General features: G+C 55.4%; 24 protein-coding genes. 8 read left to right on the forward strand and 16 right to left on the reverse strand.

The window, feature by feature from the left end; translation table 11 throughout:
- Nucleotides 1-163: 163 nt before the first annotated feature.
- The 15 genes from creD to AC2T28_RS00980 form a co-directional block, all read right to left on the reverse strand.
- A complete protein-coding gene (gene creD, locus AC2T28_RS00910) occupies nucleotides 164-1,618 on the reverse strand; it encodes a cell envelope integrity protein CreD (protein WP_486747061.1) in 1,455 nt (484 codons plus the stop codon).
- A 155-nt stretch (nucleotides 1,619-1,773) separates the two neighbouring features.
- A complete protein-coding gene (locus AC2T28_RS00915) occupies nucleotides 1,774-2,553 on the reverse strand; it encodes a succinate dehydrogenase iron-sulfur subunit (protein ID WP_486747062.1) in 780 nt (259 codons plus the stop codon).
- A gap of 15 nt (nucleotides 2,554-2,568) precedes the next feature.
- Nucleotides 2,569-2,742 carry a hypothetical protein gene (locus tag AC2T28_RS00920; RefSeq protein WP_486747063.1) on the reverse strand — a complete coding sequence of 58 codons (174 nt, stop codon included), beginning with the start codon at nucleotides 2,740-2,742 and terminating at the stop codon, nucleotides 2,569-2,571.
- Nucleotides 2,742-3,632 carry a hypothetical protein gene (locus AC2T28_RS00925; RefSeq protein ID WP_486747064.1) on the reverse strand — a complete coding sequence of 297 codons (891 nt, stop codon included), beginning with the start codon at nucleotides 3,630-3,632 and terminating at the stop codon, nucleotides 2,742-2,744. The genes AC2T28_RS00920 and AC2T28_RS00925 overlap by 1 nt, the downstream gene beginning before the upstream one ends.
- Before the next feature lie 111 nt (nucleotides 3,633-3,743).
- Nucleotides 3,744-5,552: a succinate dehydrogenase flavoprotein subunit gene (gene sdhA, locus AC2T28_RS00930; protein WP_486747065.1), complete on the reverse strand. Its 1,809-nt coding sequence runs from the start codon at nucleotides 5,550-5,552 to the stop codon at nucleotides 3,744-3,746.
- Between the two features lie 24 nt (nucleotides 5,553-5,576).
- The gene (gene sdhD, locus AC2T28_RS00935; protein ID WP_486747066.1) at nucleotides 5,577-5,948 is read right to left on the reverse strand and encodes a succinate dehydrogenase, hydrophobic membrane anchor protein; all 372 of its coding nucleotides are present in this window, start codon (nucleotides 5,946-5,948) and stop codon (nucleotides 5,577-5,579) included.
- Nucleotides 5,949-5,959: 11 nt separating this feature from the next.
- Complete coding sequence (sdhC, locus tag AC2T28_RS00940) at nucleotides 5,960-6,349, reverse strand: succinate dehydrogenase, cytochrome b556 subunit (protein ID WP_486747067.1); 390 nt, start codon at nucleotides 6,347-6,349, stop codon at nucleotides 5,960-5,962.
- Nucleotides 6,350-6,546: 197 nt separating this feature from the next.
- On the reverse strand, nucleotides 6,547-7,218 hold the full coding sequence (locus tag AC2T28_RS00945) for a DUF1194 domain-containing protein (RefSeq protein WP_486747068.1): 672 nt from the start codon (nucleotides 7,216-7,218) through the stop codon (nucleotides 6,547-6,549).
- Nucleotides 7,219-7,459: 241 nt separating this feature from the next.
- The gene (locus tag AC2T28_RS00950; protein WP_486747069.1) at nucleotides 7,460-7,699 is read right to left on the reverse strand and encodes a TM2 domain-containing protein; all 240 of its coding nucleotides are present in this window, start codon (nucleotides 7,697-7,699) and stop codon (nucleotides 7,460-7,462) included.
- 15 nt (nucleotides 7,700-7,714) lie between these two features.
- A complete protein-coding gene (locus AC2T28_RS00955) occupies nucleotides 7,715-7,996 on the reverse strand; it encodes an NINE protein (protein WP_486747070.1) in 282 nt (93 codons plus the stop codon).
- A gap of 191 nt (nucleotides 7,997-8,187) precedes the next feature.
- Nucleotides 8,188-8,760: a histidine phosphatase family protein gene (locus AC2T28_RS00960; RefSeq protein WP_486747071.1), complete on the reverse strand. Its 573-nt coding sequence runs from the start codon at nucleotides 8,758-8,760 to the stop codon at nucleotides 8,188-8,190.
- A gap of 11 nt (nucleotides 8,761-8,771) precedes the next feature.
- Nucleotides 8,772-9,818: a MaoC family dehydratase gene (locus AC2T28_RS00965; RefSeq protein ID WP_486747072.1), complete on the reverse strand. Its 1,047-nt coding sequence runs from the start codon at nucleotides 9,816-9,818 to the stop codon at nucleotides 8,772-8,774.
- Nucleotides 9,818-10,021, reverse strand: coding sequence for a DUF1737 domain-containing protein (locus AC2T28_RS00970; protein WP_486747073.1), 204 nt, complete (start codon nucleotides 10,019-10,021; stop codon nucleotides 9,818-9,820). Before AC2T28_RS00970 ends, AC2T28_RS00965 begins: the two co-directional genes overlap by 1 nt.
- A gap of 6 nt (nucleotides 10,022-10,027) precedes the next feature.
- Nucleotides 10,028-10,576: an NnrU family protein gene (locus AC2T28_RS00975; protein ID WP_486747074.1), complete on the reverse strand. Its 549-nt coding sequence runs from the start codon at nucleotides 10,574-10,576 to the stop codon at nucleotides 10,028-10,030.
- Nucleotides 10,577-10,610: 34 nt separating this feature from the next.
- Nucleotides 10,611-11,465: an HpcH/HpaI aldolase/citrate lyase family protein gene (locus AC2T28_RS00980; RefSeq protein ID WP_486747075.1), complete on the reverse strand. Its 855-nt coding sequence runs from the start codon at nucleotides 11,463-11,465 to the stop codon at nucleotides 10,611-10,613.
- A gap of 349 nt (nucleotides 11,466-11,814) precedes the next feature.
- Between AC2T28_RS00980 and AC2T28_RS00985 the strand changes: the two genes are divergently transcribed.
- Entirely contained in the window at nucleotides 11,815-12,132 is a 318-nt protein-coding gene (locus tag AC2T28_RS00985; protein ID WP_486747076.1) for a hypothetical protein, read from the forward strand.
- A 490-nt stretch (nucleotides 12,133-12,622) separates the two neighbouring features.
- Nucleotides 12,623-13,585: a malate dehydrogenase gene (gene mdh, locus AC2T28_RS00990; RefSeq protein WP_486747077.1), complete on the forward strand. Its 963-nt coding sequence runs from the start codon at nucleotides 12,623-12,625 to the stop codon at nucleotides 13,583-13,585.
- A 72-nt stretch (nucleotides 13,586-13,657) separates the two neighbouring features.
- Here mdh and AC2T28_RS00995 read toward each other — a convergent pair whose 3' ends face one another.
- Nucleotides 13,658-14,053, reverse strand: coding sequence for a DUF4345 domain-containing protein (locus AC2T28_RS00995; protein ID WP_486747078.1), 396 nt, complete (start codon nucleotides 14,051-14,053; stop codon nucleotides 13,658-13,660).
- Nucleotides 14,054-14,139: 86 nt separating this feature from the next.
- Here AC2T28_RS00995 and AC2T28_RS01000 point away from each other — a divergent pair, with 86 nt between their 5' ends.
- From AC2T28_RS01000 to AC2T28_RS01025, 6 genes are all read left to right on the forward strand, one after another.
- Complete coding sequence (locus AC2T28_RS01000) at nucleotides 14,140-14,742, forward strand: TetR/AcrR family transcriptional regulator (RefSeq protein ID WP_486747079.1); 603 nt, start codon at nucleotides 14,140-14,142, stop codon at nucleotides 14,740-14,742.
- Between the two features lie 296 nt (nucleotides 14,743-15,038).
- Nucleotides 15,039-16,232 (forward strand): ADP-forming succinate--CoA ligase subunit beta, encoded by a 1,194-nt coding sequence (gene sucC / locus AC2T28_RS01005; RefSeq protein ID WP_486747080.1) that lies wholly within the window; start codon nucleotides 15,039-15,041, stop codon nucleotides 16,230-16,232.
- A 4-nt stretch (nucleotides 16,233-16,236) separates the two neighbouring features.
- Entirely contained in the window at nucleotides 16,237-16,653 is a 417-nt protein-coding gene (locus AC2T28_RS01010; RefSeq protein ID WP_486747081.1) for a hypothetical protein, read from the forward strand.
- Nucleotides 16,654-16,721: 68 nt separating this feature from the next.
- Entirely contained in the window at nucleotides 16,722-17,603 is an 882-nt protein-coding gene (sucD, locus tag AC2T28_RS01015; RefSeq protein ID WP_138161422.1) for a succinate--CoA ligase subunit alpha, read from the forward strand.
- Nucleotides 17,604-17,724: 121 nt separating this feature from the next.
- Nucleotides 17,725-18,231, forward strand: a complete 507-nt coding sequence (locus AC2T28_RS01020; protein WP_486747082.1) for a DUF805 domain-containing protein — start codon at nucleotides 17,725-17,727, stop codon at nucleotides 18,229-18,231.
- 192 nt (nucleotides 18,232-18,423) lie between these two features.
- Entirely contained in the window at nucleotides 18,424-19,281 is an 858-nt protein-coding gene (locus AC2T28_RS01025) for a hypothetical protein (protein WP_486747083.1), read from the forward strand.

Raw genomic sequence — 19,281 nt, forward strand, 5'->3', positions numbered from 1 at the left:
CCTGACGCCAGCGGCAGTTCCGGGTGAGGGTCGAGGTTTTGTGTCGCCACAAAAAGTAGGCAAACACACCCAGCAGAAGAAGGAGAAGCAAGATTGGCATGATCGCCTTCTATTCCACTAACGTCCTCAACTGAACCCCATCCCCGCAGAACGCACGCGCCAGCTAGTTCTTCTGAGCTTGCTCGGTATCAGACTGTTCTGACGAGTCAGCAACCTCCTTCGCCTTGGACCCGGCCTGGAACCTTTTCCAACTTTTCTGAGCTGCAACAGCCTCATTTTGTTTGCCGTACCAATCTTCATTGCGGGTGGCGATCATGGTGATGGCCAGCGCTATAAAGGCCAGAGTCGACCCTGCCAGCAATGCGTAATCTGCTGTTTCAAGGATCAGGTAGAGCACCGCGTATACAACAACCAACATCGCACAAAGCACCAGCGCCCGTCGCCCAAGTTGCAGCGCGGTGAAGCCAAACAGGGTGAGCAGCGCAATCGTGGCAAAGCTGGACATCACATAGGCCAGCGTGAACCCCAATTGTTCGGCATATGCCAACATCAACAGCACAAACACCGACTGCGCCAGGCCAATCAGAATATACTGCACTGGATGCGCCGGACGCTCAGAGCCTTTTTCGATCAACAAGATTGTCAGGAAGGTCAGTGCAATGAACAGAATGCCGTATCGGGCAGCGCGGAACGCCTTTTGGTAGAAGTCATTTGGCTGCACATATGTCAGCCCAAAAGAAGACCGATGCGCCTTGTGCAGGGTGTTCTTGCGGCTGGCTTGGGGCAAGGCCCGTGCCAGATGGGGAATGGTCCAGCGGGCGGAAAACCCTTCGTCACTGATTTCGGACCCGTCAGGAAGAAAACTCCCATCGAACGAGGGGTGCGGCCAGTCACTGGTCATCTCAATCACGTTTTCCCGCCCCACCGGAACCAGCATCAGCGATCTGGCGCCGTTGAAGCCCAGTTCCAGGCGGTAGTCCGTCTGGCCGCGGGGATCACCGGTAGAGGCACGAAAACCGCCTTCCTCGGTCAGGGGTTCAAGCGGCAGGCTCACCCCATCTGCGGTGACCTCTGCCTTGCCTCGCAGGGCTTTGTTCAAGGTCACAGAGACATGAATTTCAGCCTCACTCCAAAGCAGACGTTCCGTTTTTTCGATCTGGCCATCGGCATCTTCGAGTTTGAAGTCAAAAGAAATGTCCGTGTCGGCCTGATAGACTGGCACCTCAAAAATGCCGCGACGGCGCAACTGGGTTTGGGTTTTCAGCTTGGCATCAAAGTGGTTTGGGTAAAGATAAACCGCGCCAGTGCGCTCCACCGTGGTCTGCTCTAACCGCTCGGTAATTTCCTTGCCGGTTGCAGCATCAATCAACATCAGACCAGTGTCCGGATCGACCTTCGGCTGGGTGATCATACGGGTCACGGTCCCCTCAACCGGGATCATCATCTGCGGCCCAGACAATAGCTGCGCACCGCCCCACTCCTGGCTCACCGACTGGATGGTCCGTTCTGAATAGGACTTTCTGCTGTCGATGATTTCAGCGGCAAAGAACAATGGAATGGACATCAACAGCACCAGAAAACCGACGATCATAAATCGGTAGCCAGCAGAATGTAGCATGAATTGTTTCCTCAAATGAGTCTGTAAATATCTGCGGAACTATAACCAACCTGGGATGCACAGCAAGCGACCTGCCAAAACGCACTCAGTTGCAGTGCCAAAACGCAAAACGCCGCCCGGATTGGGGCGGCGTTTCCTTGAAATTATCAGTCGGCTTACAGAGCCCGATCAACCATCATCTGCTTGATATTGGCAATTGCCTCGGCTGGGTTCAAACCCTTGGGGCAGGTGTTGGTGCAATTCATGATGGTGTGGCAACGATACAGTTTGAACGGATCTTCCAGCTCGTCCAGACGCTCGCCTGTGGCCTCATCCCGGCTATCGATGATCCAGCGATAGGCGTGCAGCAGTGCAGCTGGCCCAAGATAGCGGTCACCGTTCCACCAGTAGCTGGGACACGAGGTCGAGCAGCTGGCGCACATCACGCATTCATACAGACCATCCAACTTCTTGCGGTCCTCGATGGTCTGTTTCCATTCCTTGGCCGGGCGGTTGGTCTTGGTTTCCAGCCAAGGCATGATGCTGGCGTGCTGAGCATAGAAGTGTGTCAGATCCGGGATCAGGTCGCGCACCACCGGCATGTGCGGCAGCGGATAGATCTTCACGTCGCCCTTGATCTCGTCCATGCCATAGATACAGGCCAGCGTGTTGATGCCGTCGATGTTCATCGCACAGGATCCACAGATGCCTTCGCGGCATGAACGACGGAACGACAGAGTTGGGTCGATCTCGTTCTTGATCTTGATCAGCGCATCCAGAACCATCGGACCACAGGTGTCCATATCCAGGAAATAGGTATCAACGCTTGGGTTTTTGCCATCATCCGGGCTCCAGCGATAGATCTGGAACTTGCGGACATTGGTTGCCCCGCTGGGCTTCGGCCAGGTCTTTCCCCGCGTGATTTTTGAGTTCTTCGGGAGTGCGAATTCGACCATGGTTTGTCTCCTTGCTTAGCCGCCCACCAACAGAGCCGATACGTCGCTCTGCTGACAGATGTTCATGTGTTCCGATGCCCGCGCCAAAATGCTGACGTGACCGAGCGCGTATTTGTTACCTGCGGCTTTGCAGGCAAGGTGAATAGGGATTGCGGTCTTCTCCGCGATATTTCCAAGGACGTCCCGCATTACAGTACCACCGCTTCGGCAGAGCCGTTCAGCCCGGCAATCCGCGCCAATAAGGCAGCGTCGCGCGGGAAGATCTCTTCCAATTGCTCAACCAAACCAGCGTCATGTGCGGCCAGCTGCAAAACCGCTGCGAATTCGGGGTCCTTGGCCATTTGGTGCCAACGGCGGCCTGTGGCCAAATCATCTGCAGTCTCGGCCTGCTTCTGGAAGGACGATCCACCACCATAATTCTGGACACGCCCGAGCGTATTGTCTTGAACCGGGAAACCCAGATGGGCCAGCACTAGCTCGCGATAGCTCTCATCGCTAACCCAGTGGTCATAGCAGATACAGGTAAAGCCGAACTCTTCGGCCTGCTCCACCTGACGCAGCAGCAGACAGTAGAAATCAATACTTTGCAGCACGATTGCATTGCGACGCAATAAGCTGATCGTTGGGTTGGCCTGCATCTTTTTCAACAGCGAAGCGACCCAGTTCAGGAAGCCCCGGTAGATCAGGATGTCACCCGTCACCAGGTTTGCATCAAACGGGCCAGACACCGGGCGTTCGGGCGAAAACATCGCTGGCGAGACGTCTTCGTAAGACATCAACAGCGTTGCACCATCGCCCGCCGCTTGGGTCGCCGGAGCCAACTCCTTCAACGCGCGACGATTTGGGCCCATCTCGCCGTTCACTTCGATTGACCGAAAGGTCTTGTAAGGATCCGCGGCAGGTTTGCAATTGTTCAAAAACACCGACCGGCCGGTTGGCGCATTGCGCAGCAGCCAGTTGATGATCGCGTGATTGCCCGAGCGGCGCATCCCATACACACGCAGGGTTTGCCCTGGAACAATTCCCAGATGCTGCCACTCGGGTTGCTGAGGCTTTGGTATCGGGCTTACGGCGTTCATCGGCATACTCGCTTGATGGCAGCGGTGTACGCACACAGCACGTCCAACCGGGTCACAAGGCGACCCAGGCGAAACACTGTATTTTCCATCGCAACCATCCGGGCGGCGTCCTTAGAATGTCCGCGCTTTGGGCGCGATTTTCTTCAGGCTGATGCCACCCTGGTCTTCTGTTGTCAGCGGATCAACAACAACCGGTCGCGGGGTCAGCTCTACTTTGGTGCCGTCGACACGACTGATGGTGTGAACCCGCCAGTTTTCGTCATCACGGGTGGCAAAGTCCTCGTGCGCGTGTGCGCCGCGGCTTTCCTTACGGGCTTCGGCACCGTGGATGGTGGCCAATGCGTTTGGCATCAGGTTGGTCAGCTCCAATGTTTCCATCAGATCCGAGTTCCACACCAGCGAGCGGTCGGTGACCTTCAGATCATCCAGCTTGGCCGCAATTGCGGTCATCTTCTCGACGCCTTCGGCCATGGTCTTGCCAGTCCGGAATACAGCAGCATCAGCCTGCATGGTTTTCTGCATCTCAAGGCGCAGCTCAGCCGTAGCAACATTGCCCGATGCATGGCGCAAGCCATCAAAGCGTTCAAACGCAGCGTCAACCGAGGCCTGGTTCAACACAGGGTTCGGAGCTTCTGCATCGACAACCTTACCAGCACGAATGGCCGAGGCACGGCCAAACACAACCAGATCGATCAGCGAGTTCGAGCCCAGACGGTTAGCACCGTGAACCGAGGCACAGCCAGCTTCACCAACGGCCATCAGGCCAGGTACAACCGTGTTGCCATCTTCGGCAGTTGGGTTCAGCACTTCACCCCAATAGTTGGTTGGCACACCGCCCATGTTGTAGTGAACGGTTGGGATAACCGGAATTGGCTCTTTGGTGACGTCAACACCGGCAAAAATCTTGGCCGACTCGGAAATACCCGGCAGACGCTCGGCCAAGGCTTCGGGCGGCAGGTGCGACAGGTTCAGGTGAATGTGATCACCCTCGGCACCCACACCGCGACCTTCGCGAATTTCCATAGTCATCGAGCGCGATACGTAATCGCGTGGGGCAAGGTCTTTATACTGGGGCGCATAACGCTCCATGAACCGTTCGCCTTCGGAGTTGGTGAGGTAGCCACCTTCGCCGCGCGCACCCTCGGTAATCAGACAACCTGAGCCGTAGATGCCGGTTGGGTGGAACTGAACAAATTCCATATCCTGCAGCGCCAGACCCGCACGGGCCACCATGCCGCCACCGTCACCGGTGCAGGTGTGGGCAGATGTTGCCGAGAAGTAAGCGCGACCGTAACCACCGGTCGCCAGTACAACCATCTTGGCGTTGAACACATGCATTGTGCCGTCGTCCAGCTTCCAGCAGACAACACCCTGACACTGACCGTCTTCGGACATGATCAGGTCGATGGCAAAGTATTCAACATAGAATTCAGCGTTGTTCTTCAGCGATTGGCCATACAACGTGTGCAGGATCGCGTGACCGGTCCGGTCCGCAGCCGCACAGGTCCGCTGTACCGGGGGGCCTTCACCAAACTCAGTCGTGTGGCCACCAAACGGACGCTGATAAATCTTGCCTTCTTCGGTGCGCGAGAAAGGCACACCATAGTGCTCCAGCTCGTAAACCGCCTTGGGAGCCTCACGCGCGAGGTATTCCATCGCGTCGGTGTCACCCAACCAGTCTGACCCCTTGACGGTGTCATACATGTGCCACTGCCAGTTATCCGGCCCCATGTTCGACAGCGAGGCCGCAATGCCCCCCTGTGCCGCAACGGTGTGCGAGCGGGTTGGGAAAACCTTGGTCACACAGGCGGTGCGCAGGCCTTGTTCAGCCATACCCAGTGTCGCGCGCAAACCTGCGCCGCCAGCACCCACAACTACTACGTCGTATTCGTGGGTCTCGTATTCATATGCTGCTGTCATTGTTTTATCCTTATCGCGCCTGTTCTAAAGGGCGAGTTTAATAAGGGCGAACAGACCCGCCACAATCAGGGTGTAGGAAAAGGCCTTTGCAAAAACGAGAGCCAGTTTTTGTGCCGCGCCATGCATATAGTCTTCGATCGCGGCGTTAGCCTCATGCATCAGATGCAGTGTGATCACAATCAGACTCAACGCCATGACAATAGCCGGGAAGGGGCGACTGAAATAGGCCGTCACTTCTTCATGAGTGCCACCCAGCGCACAGGCGAACGTGAAGATGAACAGCGGCACCAGCGGTACCAGAAGGATCGAACTGACCATCATCTGCCAATGATGGTGTGTCCCAGAGCGGCTGGCGCCCAATCCCTGAGCTCGTTTGCGGTCAGTCAAAAATCGCATGAAATTGCTCCTTACGCCACGATGGCGGTGATTGCTGTCAGGACAGTTGCCCCAATAAACATGCCAGCACCCATCTTATTGGACACATCGACCCGCACCAAATAGCCGAAGTCCCAGATCACATGACGCAGGCGGCCCAGCATGTGATACCAAAGTGCCCAGGCCGCTCCGAGCATAACCAGATCGCCAAACCAGCTGCGCAGCAAACCATCAATAGTGGTAAAGGACTCAGCTGATGTCGCAGCAGCCAGCAACCACCAGACCACCAGCAGGGCCAGCCCTAGCGATGCAATTGCAGTGATACGAACCATGATCGACGAGATAGAGGTCATCTGCGGACGATAGTACGGCCCGATCATAAAGGGTGAAAGCGGGCGATTTCCCCGATTGTCATCGGCCATGTTGGCTCCTCTCCGGTTGGCTGAGGGTGTTTTAGCGAATTTTTACGCGCTGTCACCCAAACGAATGGTAAATAACCCCGCTATTTTCCATGTTGGCGCTAAAAAAACACAGATGTGATCACAAGCAGAAGGCGTGTGATCACGAAACTGTAAATTGAGGAAAATCGTCAGAATCGGGATGATTCCCGACATCGGGTCTATTGATCCAATGCAGCGGTCTGACGCGCCACTTCTCGCAGCAGCTTCATACGGATCCGGGCAGGGTAGTCTGCAAAGGTCGTCGCCGTAGCCACAAAGGCCCCCTCACCCAGGATCACATGTTCAAAATAGTAGCTGGTCAGATCGGCATCGCTCTGCTCAATCGCCAGCGCATTGACCGTTACCCCAGCCGCTTGCAGCGCCGGATGCAGATCCCTGGGCAAACGCCCCTCGTTCGATGTTCCATCGCCCGACACATCAATCACCCGCCGCGCACAATCGGGCACCGCATCAAACTGCGTCAGCGACAGATCAAGCGCCTCTCCTATCGCGGTCGAGTAGTTCCGCCACGGGCGTTCAACCTGTTCGATCCGCGCTGCCAGCGCCTCAACCGCCGCAAAATCCGAAATCTCGAACCAGGGGATGCTCACCTCCTGCCGGGTTGAGCCGGACCACTGCATCAACAGAACCTGCGCCTGCGCCACGACCAAAGCCTCGGACACAACCCCATCGCGCAGCCCCTCAGCCAGCCCATCCATCTGAATACGGTATTCCTTGGCGTCCACCGACCCCGAGATATCCACCGCCAAAACCAACGCCAGATCGCAGGCCAAACCACCTGTTGGGACAAGCAAGAACAAATATGAAAAGAGCTTCAACAACAACCGCATGCGAGCAGCTTAGAACAGGTTGCGCTTTGGGGTCATCACATTTGCGCCAACCCAAGCGCTTTTGGTAGGTCAACACAATCAAGTGAGGCTGCGCAAACAACCTGTTCCCCCCTTGACCTTGCCTAAACAAAAAACAGCCAGACAGTTTTGCACCGTCTGGCTGCCTCGATTTTTTTTCAAACATAAACCTCAGAATGAGCGTGCCGATCCAGCACCGAATTCTGGATTAGAAACGCGCTTCCTAGCGGCGCAGCGGCAGCTCGTCTTTACCTTTCAGCGAGCCGATGATCAGACGCACAAAGTCGATGATGGTCCAGATGCCCAGCCCGCCTAGTGTCACCAACATCAGAATACCGGTACCGATCTTACCCAGATAAAAGCGGTGCACACCAAGAGAACCAAGGAAGAAGCACAGCAAAACTGCAGGTACAAAGCCCTTCTCGCTTTCACCGGTAACGGCAGATTGATTCATATCAGACATAGTAATTTTTCCTATTTATTTAAGTTTCACGACCCGACCCGCCCCATCCTTAGCCTGCTCGGCGATCAGCAAATAGAACACCACGAGGGAATGGAGAGCGTCGATAGAAATTGCGAAGAGGGCCAGCAGTACCTGTTGGTTAAAAAGAAGCACTATAGAAAGAACAAACAGACCCAGGTCAAACACGCCGTGGGTGAAATTTCGCAGGTAAAAGTGATGGATTCCCAAAACGCCAAATAGGCCACATAGGATCACGGCCACCCCATAACTGTACGGAGATTTTTGTTCGGACTTCACACTATAACTCCCGTCGTTTTCAACGGTTTACCGGATCGGTCAAATAAATCAAGTACAGGTATTCCTTGCCCGCACTCATGAACAGGAACGCGGAGCATTACGCCTAGATGGGCCATCAGACGAGAAATGGTGGCTGCTGCGCAGCCAGAAATTCTCTTTAGAGCTTGTGACCAGAGTATTGATCGGTGCAATCAAACAAGTTCTTCCATGGGCCGCCAATGCGCCTCGGGCTTCTGGGTTATGGTATCAAATGCAAACCAGCTGCCGCCCCGGGTCTGATCCCATTTGCGGCTGATCAATTGCCCCGACAGTGCACAATATAACAATGCGCCTACCGCACCGTGGCCGCAGAATACGACATCACAGCCCGAACTCTGTTCCAAAACTGACCGGACTTCGGCCACGATGCGCGCCTGCGCATCAACTGCACGTTCCCATCCTCGGATTGAAACCTCAGGCTCGGCAAAAAAGTCATCTGCCGTGGCCTCAAACTCAGGACCAGGCAAGTACCCTGTGGCCGAGCGATCATTTTCATGCATTTGCGGGCGCACAACAACCGAGGTCCCCGCTGCCGCCGCCAGCGGCCAGGCCGTCTCCAGCGCTTTGCGTTCCGCGCTTGAAACAATCAGGCAACCATGCAGATCAAGCCGCTGTACAAGGGCCTGTACACGCTGCGCGCCGACTTCGTTTAACCGCCAATCCGTCACTGCAATCGCAGGATCTATCACCACTTCGGGATGGGTCAGATAGATCGCGCGCGCCATTGTGTCTCCAATCAGATCGGCATTAACGCCCAGTAATCCAGATCCAGCAGAACTTCAGGCAAGTACTTGCCATCCTCGCCCTTCAGCCGGAACGCCTCTCCACCAGAGGTCGTCACCAACCGCAACCGGATCGCGCCCACACCGGGGGCTGATGTCTCGGCCTTGTCCAGCACCTCGGACCAGGCCCGGATGGTGGTGCCCGACAGGCAGGGATTGGCATGCGCGCCGCCATTCAGCCCCACAATCATCTGCGCATTGGCCAGCCCGTTGAACGACAGCGCCCGCGCCATCGAAATCACATGCCCGCCGTAAATCAGCCGGGTGCCATCAGGCCGTGCAGTCGCATCAAAATGCACCTTAGCGGTGTTCTGCCACAGGCGCGTGGCCAGCATATGCTCGGCCTCTTCCACCGTCACACCATCCACATGGTCGATGGTCTCGCCAATCTCATAGTCGCCCAAGCGGTGCGGCTCGCCGGACAACGCAAAATCATAATTGGTGAAATCCAGCCCCTCGGGGATCACCAGATCACTTACCGGGATCACCTTGTTCAGCTCGGGGATCACCGTTTCCGGCGCCGGGGCATCCAAATCGCCCTTACGCACCATCACCCAGCGCACATATTCCATCACGGTCTCATCCCGCTGGTTCAGCCCGCGCGTCCGCACGTAAACCACACCGGATTTCCCGTTCGAGTTCTGCTTGACCCCGATCACCTCGGAAACCGAGCGCAGCGTGTCGCCCTCGTAAACCGGCAACAGCCACCGGCCCTCACCGTAACCCAGATTGGCCACTGCATTCAGTGACACATCAGGCACCGTCTTACCAAAGACAATATGAAAGGCCGCCAGATCATCCAGCGGCGATTTGGGCAGACCAGACCGGCGGGCAAATTCATCCGAGGAATAAAGCGCGTGCCGGGCAGGATAAAGCGCGTGATACATCGCCCGCTCTCCGCCTGACACAGTGCGCGGCACCGCGTGATGCAACACATCACCCACCGCGTAATCCTCAAAAAATCGGCCTGAATTTGTCTTTGCCGGACTGGTCTTGGTCATTAGTACGCTCCCAGTTTAGTGTCGGGGGTATAGGTCCCCTCAACTTCCTTCACGACCGACTGACCACAACGCATGATGCCTTTCACCGGATCAAAGGTCTGGGTGGGGCTGCCATAGAGCTCCCAGCCCTTGTTCATTGCATCCGTTACCTTGTGGCAGAACGCCGAAGTGTCGTCTTCACTCAGAAATCTGTAAAGTTTCATAGTCTCTTATCCTGGAAAGGGCGAAGGCCCGATGAGCCCGTGCACATAGCCGATCACAGCCAGCAACACGATTGAAGCGACAAAGAACATACCGTCCTTGGCCAGCGAGCCGTCTTTGCGTGGGGTCCAGTCTGGCTCGGCCCGGTTGATCACCACAACCTCGACCACACCCCAGATCAGCAAGCCGCCAAACAGCACGACCGACGCCTGATCTCCGTTGACCAGCAAGTGGGCTAGCGCCCACAGGCGAAAGCCCATTAGCATGGGGTGACGCACACGCGACAGCAACATACCCTTGGTGCCCGCCGGGCTCATCGCCCATATACCAATCAGCACCAGCAGATTATTGATGTGCACCATATAGCTTGGCGGGAACCACACGTTGACAAAATCTGCCCCGCGATAGCCCAGAACCATCAACACGATACTTGCAACCAGAGCCAAGGCGACCAGCCCCTGCCCTTTACTTCCCAGCGCGGCGCGCGCCTCGGGCATAACCCGTTTGAACAGATGCGCCCCTGCCCAAAGCAGGATGCCTATGACCAATAGTGTCATTTCAGTTTCCCCATTATGTTAACCGAGTTAACACCTAGGTGGAAACCACAGCGATTGCATCCGCTTTTGCAATAATTTCCCGCGCCGTGGCGACATGCAGGTTTTCGACAATTTTGCCATCCACCACAGCCACTCCCTGCCCAGCTGCCTCAGCCTCGTCAAAGGCGGCGATTTGGCGGCGGGCCAGGTCGACCTCGTCCTCAGACGGGGCAAAGGCCGCATTGGTCACATCAACCTGCGCCGGGTGGATCAGGGTCTTGCCATCAAAGCCCATGTCACGCCCCTGCGCGCATTCCTCGGCCAGTCCTTCGGCATCCTTGAACGCGTTGTAAACACCATCGACGATCACCAAGCCCTCAGCCTTGGCCGCCAGCAAGCACAGGCCCAGCCCAGACATCAGCGGTAGACGATCCGCGCGGTATCGGCACTGCAATTCCTTGGCCAGATCGTTGGTACCCATCACCATGCCCTGCAGTTTGGAATGCGCCGCAATGGCAGCGGCGTTCAACATCCCACGCGGCGTTTCCATCATCGCCCAGAGCGGCAGGTCACCGGTGATCTCGGCAAGTGCATCCAAATCTTGAGCCGAGGAAACCTTGGGCAAAAGCACCGCATCACAATCCATCTGTGCTGCGGCCTTGGCATCGTCCAGCCCCCACTCGGTATCCAGCCCATTGATGCGCACGATGCGCATCCGCGCTCCGTAACCGCCGGCTTGCAGTGCCCCAGCAAGCATGTCCCGTGCAGCAACCTTTTCAGCCACCGAAACCGCATCTTCGAGGTCAAAAATCACTGCATCCACTGGCAGCGTCTTGGCCTTTTCCAATGCCCGGGACTTGGATCCGGGAATGTAAAGAACCGATCTCAAGGGGCGCAAACGCGTGTTCATAACTTCCCTCCAAGTTGCAAAGTTGCGAAATCGGTAACGATTCGGTCACAAAATTACAAGAAAAAACTTGCTGCATCGCAGCACAGAACTTGTAATTCCTCAAGGTTATCAGCGGCTAACACCTTAAAAATATGACCCAGAACGCCCAGTTAACCTTTTATCAGCACCTATTTGGCAATCTTTCCATGTCGGATCCACTTCCTTCCAGCCAGAACGGCGTAGAACGTGGTTTAGAATGGATCAAAGGTTCGACACACGTCAGAAACCGGCTCGCTACGGAACTATCGAGGGTAGTGCGTGATAATGTTCACGTAGTTACAGGCCGCACCGGAAAAAAAGGGTAAAACCCATGATGAAGACGATGATCAAACTCACCATGAGCCTTGGGCTCACTGCATTGGTCGCAACACAGGCAACCGCTCAGCAGAACCGAAATTGCGCCCCACGCGATGCTGTCGTTGAACGGCTGGCCAGCACATATGGGGAAAGCCGCCAGAGCATTGGCCTCGGCGAGCAGGGCATGGTCATCGAAACCTTCGCCTCCTCCGATACCGGCACTTGGACAATCACAGTGACAACCCCGAACGGTCTGACTTGCCTTGTGGCATCTGGCCAATCCTGGGAAGAGCTGGCCGAAGCGCTGCCTGCACAGGGCAACGACGCTTAAGTAGCACAGCCACTCCTATGGGAGTGTCATAAGTAAAAGTGTGGCTGGTAGAAGGATCCTGTAGTGATCGCCCAGCCACTCTTGGCCATTTCCTGAAAGCAGCCATAAACTCGCTATTTCAAGTTGGGTTTGACCGCGTTTCGGATCTGTTTTCAGATCGATCTGCTGATCTGTCTCTTCGCATGACGATCAGCAATACCCATCTTCAAAACGACAAAACTACAAAGAGAATCGACGTGTTTTGTTTGCCGTTTGGATTGCGAGGCCTGCCCCAACGTGCTCGCCGCTCCCTACTTTGTCAAAAAGATTACAACTTCAACTTCTACACACGCAGGCCACTTAACTAGTTAAAAACAAACACCGATCTCGTCACACACTCCACCTTCAAACAAAAATATATCACGCCCTGCTGCACTGCAGAACTCTTGCACCACAAGGCGTAACACCGTAGGCATCCGGCAAATTTCAACCGGACCGGAGATATATTCCCATGGCACGACCCAAAATCGCCCTTATCGGCGCAGGTCAGATCGGTGGCACCCTAGCCCATCTCGCCGCAATGAAAGAACTCGGCGACGTCGTTCTTTTTGACATTGCCGAAGGCACCCCCGAAGGCAAAGCGCTCGACATCGCGCAATCCGGTCCGTCCGAAGGCTTTGACGCCGATATGAAGGGCACCCAGTCCTACGCCGATATCGCTGGTGCCGACGTTTGCATCGTTACTGCTGGCGTACCACGCAAGCCAGGCATGAGCCGCGATGACCTGCTGGGCATCAACCTCAAAGTGATGAAGTCCGTTGGCGAAGGCATCGCTGCCCACGCACCTGACGCCTTTGTCATCTGCATCACCAATCCGCTCGACGCGATGGTTTGGGCTCTGCGCGAGTTCTCGGGCCTGCCCCACGCCAAAGTTTGCGGCATGGCTGGCGTTCTGGACTCGGCTCGCTTCCGTCACTTCCTGGCCGAAGAATTCAAGGTCTCGATGAAAGACGTCACCGCGTTTGTTCTGGGCGGCCACGGCGACACCATGGTTCCACTGACACGCTACTCGACCGTAGCCGGTATCCCTCTGCCAGACCTGATCGACATGGGCTGGACCACACAGGAAAGCATGGACGCCATCGTTCAGCGTACCCGTGACGGCGGTGCCGAAATCGTTGCGCACCTGAAAACCGGTTCCGCGTTCTACGCTCCAGCGACCTCCGCCATCGAAATGGCCGAAGCCTACCTGAAAGACCAAAAACGCGTTCTGCCATGTGCAGCCTACGTTGATGGCGCTCTGGGTCTGAACGGCATGTATGTTGGTGTTCCAACCGTCATCGGCGCCGGTGGTGTTGAGCGTGTTGTCGACATCAAGATGACCGCTGACGAGCAGGCCATGTTCGACAGTTCAGTCAACGCCGTCAAAGGCCTGGTTGCCGCTTGCAAAGACATCGACAGCTCGTTGACCTAAGCAACTATCGACAGCTAACTAAAAGGGCCCGCATTTGCGGGCCTTTTTTATGACAGATGCCTGTCCGCCAGTTCAAGCTGGGCCAATTCGGCGCCAAAAAGTAAACGCACACAACAGGCCGACCCCGACTTCCAATGCCATCGCGACCAACAGGTTGGTATGCGGCAACCCATCCATGGCCAAGCTGATCAACCGCCCTCCCCCATATGACAGATAAAGCATCGCAGCCATTGCAAGCGCGGCGGTTCGCACCTTTGGCATCACGACTGCCACCAACATCATCAGTCCAAAAACCGTCAACGCCGTCGCTGGTGCCCTGACTTCGCTTAACAGGCTGGCGTTGTTTCCTAGAACAATTTCAGACGACGCGTAAAAGGCCACCGGTGAAAGCCCCACCAGCAGACCGATGCCAATGGCAATACCACCAGCGACAACCAAAACGCTCTTTTCACCCATAGTATTATTCATTGTGTCATTTTCCTTGTGTCCAAATCATCGCCGAACTTTACATTGTGTAAAGTTGACAAATCCCGAGATATGGTCAACTTGACACCATGTCAACCGCACTCCCCAACACCCGAACCAAAATTCTGCAGGCGATGCTTGATCTCTTGTTTGCTGATCCACCCACCAAAACCCGCATGTCAGATGTTGCCACCCAGGCAGGCGTCTCGCGCCAAGCGGTTTATCTCCATTTCAAAAACCGGGCAGACCTGCTGATCGCTGCCACCCATTTTCTGGATGAAAAGCTGGATACCAATGCCCGTCTAGCGGCCAGTCGCACAGCACCGACCGGCCTTGATCGGCTGCAGGCTTTTGTGACCGCCTGGGGCAGGTACATTCCGGAAATCTACCAGATCGCCTCGGTCTTAATATCCCTCAGCAATACAGACAAAGCTGCTGCCGCTGCTTGGGAAAGCCGTATGCAAGATATGCGTGAAGGCTGCGCAGCGGCGATCGACGCACTTGAAGCAGACGGCTCCCTGTCTCCCAACTTCAACTCCGAAGACGCCACCGACATGCTGTGGACACTGCTCTCCATAGGGAACTGGGAACAGAGCACCCGCGCCTGTGGCTGGAGTCAGGAGAAGTATTTGACCATGCTGACACTTGTCACCAAAAACTTGTTCTACGTAGCCACATGTGAAACGCCTTAACTTTGGCAAGTCGCCAAAAATTGGACCTTCCTCATGAACTTCACTCAACCAAAACGGTAACCTGCACTTATTAAGCAATTCAAACCAGACTCGCCGACCCATATTTCAGCTGCAAACGTTACGCGCGAATCACTTTTGGAAAGGTTTTGGAAATATGTGATCACACCCCAGAAAAGTGTGATCACAAAATAGCAAAAACACCGCGATTTCTTTGCTTCCTGTAAAATAACCCTTTAACCACTGGTGTTATCACAGCCTATAAACACAACAATCGCAGTCAGACGGGACAGTTTCAGATGAACATCCACGAATACCAGGCCAAGGCCCTCCTTCGCAGCTACGGCGCACCGGTTTCCGACGGTCGCGTTGTGCTCAAGGCAGAAGACGCAAAAACCGCCGCAGGCGAAATGGACGGCCCTCTTTGGGTGGTCAAGGCGCAGATCCACGCTGGTGGTCGCGGTAAGGGGACTTTCAAAGAAGCCGACGCTGGTGAAAAGGGCGGTGTCCGCCTGGCCAAATCGGTTGAAGAAGCCGCAGACGAAGCCAAAAAGATGCTGGGCCGCACCCTGGTCACACACCAGACCGGTCCTGCTGGCAAGCAAGTCAACCGCATCTACATCGAAGATGGCTCGGGCATTGAAACCGAACTGTACCTGGCGTTGCTGGTTGATCGCCAGACATCGCAGGTTTCCTTTGTCTGCTCCACCGAAGGTGGCATGGACATCGAAGAGGTTGCCGAAGCAACCCCTGAAAAGATCCTGTCTTTCTCTGTTGATCCAGCCACTGGCTACCAGGCCTTCCACGGCCGCCGCATCGCATTCTCGCTGGGTCTGAAAGGTGTTCAGGTCAAACAGTGCGTCAAGCTGATGGGTCAGCTCTACACAGCCTTCCTTGAAAAAGACATGGAGATGCTGGAGATCAACCCACTGATCGTCACCGACTCTGGTGATCTGAAAGTGCTGGATGCCAAGGTGTCGTTCGACGGCAACGCCCTGTACCGCCACGCTGACATTGCTGAGCTGCGCGACGAGAGCGAAGAAGACGCCAACGAGCTGGAAGCGTCTAAGTACGACCTGAACTACATCACCCTAGACGGCGAAATCGGCTGCATGGTGAACGGTGCTGGTCTGGCGATGGCCACCATGGACATCATCAAGCTGTATGGTGCCGAACCTGCAAACTTCCTCGACGTTGGCGGCGGCGCCACCAAAGAGAAAGTTACCGAAGCATTCAAGATCATCACTTCGGACGCCAAGGTCAAAGGCATCTTGGTCAACATCTTCGGCGGCATCATGCGCTGTGACGTCATCGCCGAGGGCGTTGTTGCCGCGGTCAAAGAGGTCGGCCTGCAGGTTCCGCTGGTTGTCCGTCTTGAGGGCACCAATGTCGAAGCCGGCAAAGAGATCATCAACAACTCGGGTCTCGACGTGATCGCCGCCGACAATCTGTCGGATGGTGCCGAGAAGATCGTGAAAGCGGTTAAGGGGTAACTCGGTGAAGAAAATTCTCTCCACTCTAGGCGCCCTGTCGCTTGCTGCACTCACTGCAGCTTGCGAAAGTGAACCCAGTGAAGCGGATATGATCCGCTCCATGCCTGCTTCCTCGCTAGACAGTACCCTGCGTGCATTCAAAAGTGTTTGCGTCGACGGACAAAGTGCTCCTTCGACTTCGGCATTCATTTTCGAAAACAGCGTTTTGTCCAACGGAAAAACTAGGTGCGTTGTACGCGCTCGTGAGCAAACAGAAGAAGATACGTTTCAGGGCCTCAGAGCACGTTATGGTGCGGCACATACTTCTAGCCAAGCCGGCGCCTACATTTTCGAAGGCTACCCATACGGAACGTTGTTGTACGCAAGCGGCTATGCCAACGGAACTGACAAGGGAACTTTTCTTCTCGGCTTAACCAAATAAGACAACTCAATGCGCTTGTCTCAAGCTTAGAGCCGACAAAGCACAGCGATTTATAAGGAGATCGCCACATGGCAATCCTCATCGACGAAAACACCAAAGTCATCTGTCAGGGCCTGACCGGCTCGCAGGGCACCTTCCACTCTGAACAGGCCATCGCGTATGGCACCAAGATGGTTGGCGGCGTAACACCCGGCAAAGGTGGCCAATCCCACCTGAACCTGCCCGTCTTCAACTCGGTCCACGAAGCCAAGCACGTCACCGAAGCCAATGCTTCCGTGATCTACGTGCCTCCTCCCTTCGCCGCGGATTCGATCCTCGAGGCAATCGACGCCGAGATGGAGCTGATCATCTGCATCACCGAAGGCATTCCGGTGCTCGACATGATGCGCGTTCAGCGCGCGCTGGACGGCTCCAAATCCCGTCTGGTTGGCCCTAACTGCCCCGGCGTAATCACGCCTGACGCCTGCAAAATTGGCATCATGCCCGGCCACATCCACAAACGTGGTTCGGTTGGTGTTGTGTCGCGCTCCGGCACCCTGACATATGAGGCGGTCAAGCAGACCTCTGACATCGGTCTGGGCCAGTCCACCGCTGTGGGCATCGGCGGCGACCCGATCAAGGGCACCGAGCACATCGACGTGCTGGACATGTTCCTGGACGACGACGAAACTCAGTCGATCATCATGATCGGTGAAATCGGTGGTTCCGCAGAAGAAGAAGCTGCTGAATTCCTGGCCGAGCAGAAGAAAAAAGGCCGCTGGAAGCCAACTGCTGGTTTCATCGCCGGCCGTACAGCCCCTCCAGGCCGCCGCATGGGCCACGCCGGTGCGATTGTTGCCGGTGGCAAAGGTGGTGCCGAGGACAAGATCGAAGCGATGAAATCCGCTGGCATCGTCGTAGCCGACAGCCCCGCCGGTCTGGGCGAAGCTGTTCTGAAGGCGATCGGTTAATCGTGTCTTCTGCCCGAGCATATGCTCTGAGGGCAGCGCCCGACCGGGGTGGGTGCAGCAGCACCCACCTTCGGGACGGTTGCATTCTGCCCGGCACTGCCGTGTGGTTAGGAGACAACTAATGGTCTCCACAAAAGACATATCAGCTTACCTGCGGTCGGTATTCACCTTTTCCGGCCAGGCCAGCCGTACAGAATTCTGGGCGACGCTTGTCGTTGTTGCTGCGATCTGGGCGGTCCTCATCCCGAGTTATCGCTGGATGAACGCGTTTAGCTATCCGCATGTGTCGCCTTGGTACGCCACCATCTTTGTATGGGGCGCTATGTTCGTGGTCTTTTCTCTGCAGATCAGACGCACATCAGGCTGGTGGCGTTTCGCTGTTGTTTTGCCGGTTCTGGCGCTTGGCCTTCCCTATTGGGTCTGGGGCGCAATGATCCTCCCCGCGATGATGGACGGTAAAATCTATGCCGACGCTCTGGCAATCGCCAGTCAGGATGGCGGAATTCAAATGGCCGTAACCTTCGCTGGAAAATACGCTCCGGTGCTGGCGCTGGCATTTTGTTTGCCCTTCGGGTTTCACAAGTCAGGGGCGTCCCTCACCCCGGCTCACCAAACGGAGGCGATCTAAGACCATGCCCATGTTCACTTCCAATTTTTTTGATATTTCCCAAGATCTTGTCGCCAAAAGCGCCCAATCGGCCCTTTTTGCCGCAGGATCTGCTGTGCGTTTCATCAAATCGAAACCACTGGCAGCAAACCTGTCCGATATCGCAACCAGCCTATTTCGCAACAATGACTCATTTTTCGGACAGGTAGTCTCATGAAACAGCGCAAGTTACAGATCAGAGTATATCGGAACGCCCGGCGTTTAGGTGCGCGTTGTGTTGCAGCTCTTGCGCTAGGCATGGCAATGGTTGGGCAATCGCAGGCTGGTTCAATTGACGCAGACCGCTTCGCTTCACTCGTCATGGCCTGTATCGAGGAAACAAGTTTCAACTCCGGCAAAAACGGTGCCGTTGCCCAGGCAGTCGCAGGATTAGAACTCCAGCCACTTAACAGTGGTGAAGAAGAAACATTTGCATCTGTTAAAGCAGGCTTCGGTTCAGAATTCCTATTGTCCTTGTCGCCAGATATTTCTGATATCAACAAAGAAAAACAGCTAAACCACTGGATGCTCGATCCCGATTTTCGGGCGTTGATACTCAAGAGAGTTCGTGAGAAAAATCAAAAAGAAGCTGATGCCGGACCAACAGCTTCACTTCTGAACCCTTTCCCAGTTGTGGATGAAGAAGGCCGTACAAGGTCCTACTGGTGGCTCGACCAACCAAGTATGATGACAGCGGAATTCAGCAATATGGGTTTTCTGCTCTCATCTCACGGTGATGCCATCTGCCAGTTCACGAATATTCCGAACTCCTGGGCCCAGAAGCTCATTGATACGCCAGACTTGTCTTTCAAAGTAGAGACCCTTGGCGGGATCACACGTCACTCAGCTCTGATTGACACCATATCCAGCATTCCTGCTGCCCTCGATTTCAGTGCGACCGAGCTGGAACAAGTAATCGAAATGCTGAACGCCAGGGTTCAAATGACCCACTACACCGACATCCCAACGACCGAAAACCCCACTGGAAAATGGGTTCTCACCGTGCTCTCACCTAAGACCCCAAGAGGCTAA

Source organism: Parasedimentitalea nitratireducens (assembly GCF_057444295.1).

What these genes read in the sequence shown, in the direction of transcription:
- creD (WP_486747061.1), bottom strand. Translation starts at nt 1,618, where the DNA reads ATGCTACATTCTGCTGGCTACCGATTTATGATCGTCGGTTTTCTGGTG.
- AC2T28_RS00915 (WP_486747062.1), bottom strand. Translation starts at nt 2,553, where the DNA reads ATGGTCGAATTCGCACTCCCGAAGAACTCAAAAATCACGCGGGGAAAG.
- AC2T28_RS00920 (WP_486747063.1), bottom strand. Translation starts at nt 2,742, where the DNA reads ATGCGGGACGTCCTTGGAAATATCGCGGAGAAGACCGCAATCCCTATT.
- AC2T28_RS00925 (WP_486747064.1), bottom strand. Translation starts at nt 3,632, where the DNA reads ATGAACGCCGTAAGCCCGATACCAAAGCCTCAGCAACCCGAGTGGCAG.
- sdhA (WP_486747065.1), bottom strand. Translation starts at nt 5,552, where the DNA reads ATGACAGCAGCATATGAATACGAGACCCACGAATACGACGTAGTAGTT.
- sdhD (WP_486747066.1), bottom strand. Translation starts at nt 5,948, where the DNA reads ATGCGATTTTTGACTGACCGCAAACGAGCTCAGGGATTGGGCGCCAGC.
- sdhC (WP_486747067.1), bottom strand. Translation starts at nt 6,349, where the DNA reads ATGGCCGATGACAATCGGGGAAATCGCCCGCTTTCACCCTTTATGATC.
- AC2T28_RS00945 (WP_486747068.1), bottom strand. Translation starts at nt 7,218, where the DNA reads ATGCGGTTGTTGTTGAAGCTCTTTTCATATTTGTTCTTGCTTGTCCCA.
- AC2T28_RS00950 (WP_486747069.1), bottom strand. Translation starts at nt 7,699, where the DNA reads ATGTCTGATATGAATCAATCTGCCGTTACCGGTGAAAGCGAGAAGGGC.
- AC2T28_RS00960 (WP_486747071.1), bottom strand. Translation starts at nt 8,760, where the DNA reads ATGGCGCGCGCGATCTATCTGACCCATCCCGAAGTGGTGATAGATCCT.
- AC2T28_RS00965 (WP_486747072.1), bottom strand. Translation starts at nt 9,818, where the DNA reads ATGACCAAGACCAGTCCGGCAAAGACAAATTCAGGCCGATTTTTTGAG.
- AC2T28_RS00970 (WP_486747073.1), bottom strand. Translation starts at nt 10,021, where the DNA reads ATGAAACTTTACAGATTTCTGAGTGAAGACGACACTTCGGCGTTCTGC.
- AC2T28_RS00975 (WP_486747074.1), bottom strand. Translation starts at nt 10,576, where the DNA reads ATGACACTATTGGTCATAGGCATCCTGCTTTGGGCAGGGGCGCATCTG.
- AC2T28_RS00980 (WP_486747075.1), bottom strand. Translation starts at nt 11,465, where the DNA reads ATGAACACGCGTTTGCGCCCCTTGAGATCGGTTCTTTACATTCCCGGA.
- AC2T28_RS00985 (WP_486747076.1), top strand. Translation starts at nt 11,815, where the DNA reads ATGATGAAGACGATGATCAAACTCACCATGAGCCTTGGGCTCACTGCA.
- mdh (WP_486747077.1), top strand. Translation starts at nt 12,623, where the DNA reads ATGGCACGACCCAAAATCGCCCTTATCGGCGCAGGTCAGATCGGTGGC.
- AC2T28_RS00995 (WP_486747078.1), bottom strand. Translation starts at nt 14,053, where the DNA reads ATGAATAATACTATGGGTGAAAAGAGCGTTTTGGTTGTCGCTGGTGGT.
- AC2T28_RS01000 (WP_486747079.1), top strand. Translation starts at nt 14,140, where the DNA reads ATGTCAACCGCACTCCCCAACACCCGAACCAAAATTCTGCAGGCGATG.
- sucC (WP_486747080.1), top strand. Translation starts at nt 15,039, where the DNA reads ATGAACATCCACGAATACCAGGCCAAGGCCCTCCTTCGCAGCTACGGC.
- sucD (WP_138161422.1), top strand. Translation starts at nt 16,722, where the DNA reads ATGGCAATCCTCATCGACGAAAACACCAAAGTCATCTGTCAGGGCCTG.
- AC2T28_RS01020 (WP_486747082.1), top strand. Translation starts at nt 17,725, where the DNA reads ATGGTCTCCACAAAAGACATATCAGCTTACCTGCGGTCGGTATTCACC.
- AC2T28_RS01025 (WP_486747083.1), top strand. Translation starts at nt 18,424, where the DNA reads ATGAAACAGCGCAAGTTACAGATCAGAGTATATCGGAACGCCCGGCGT.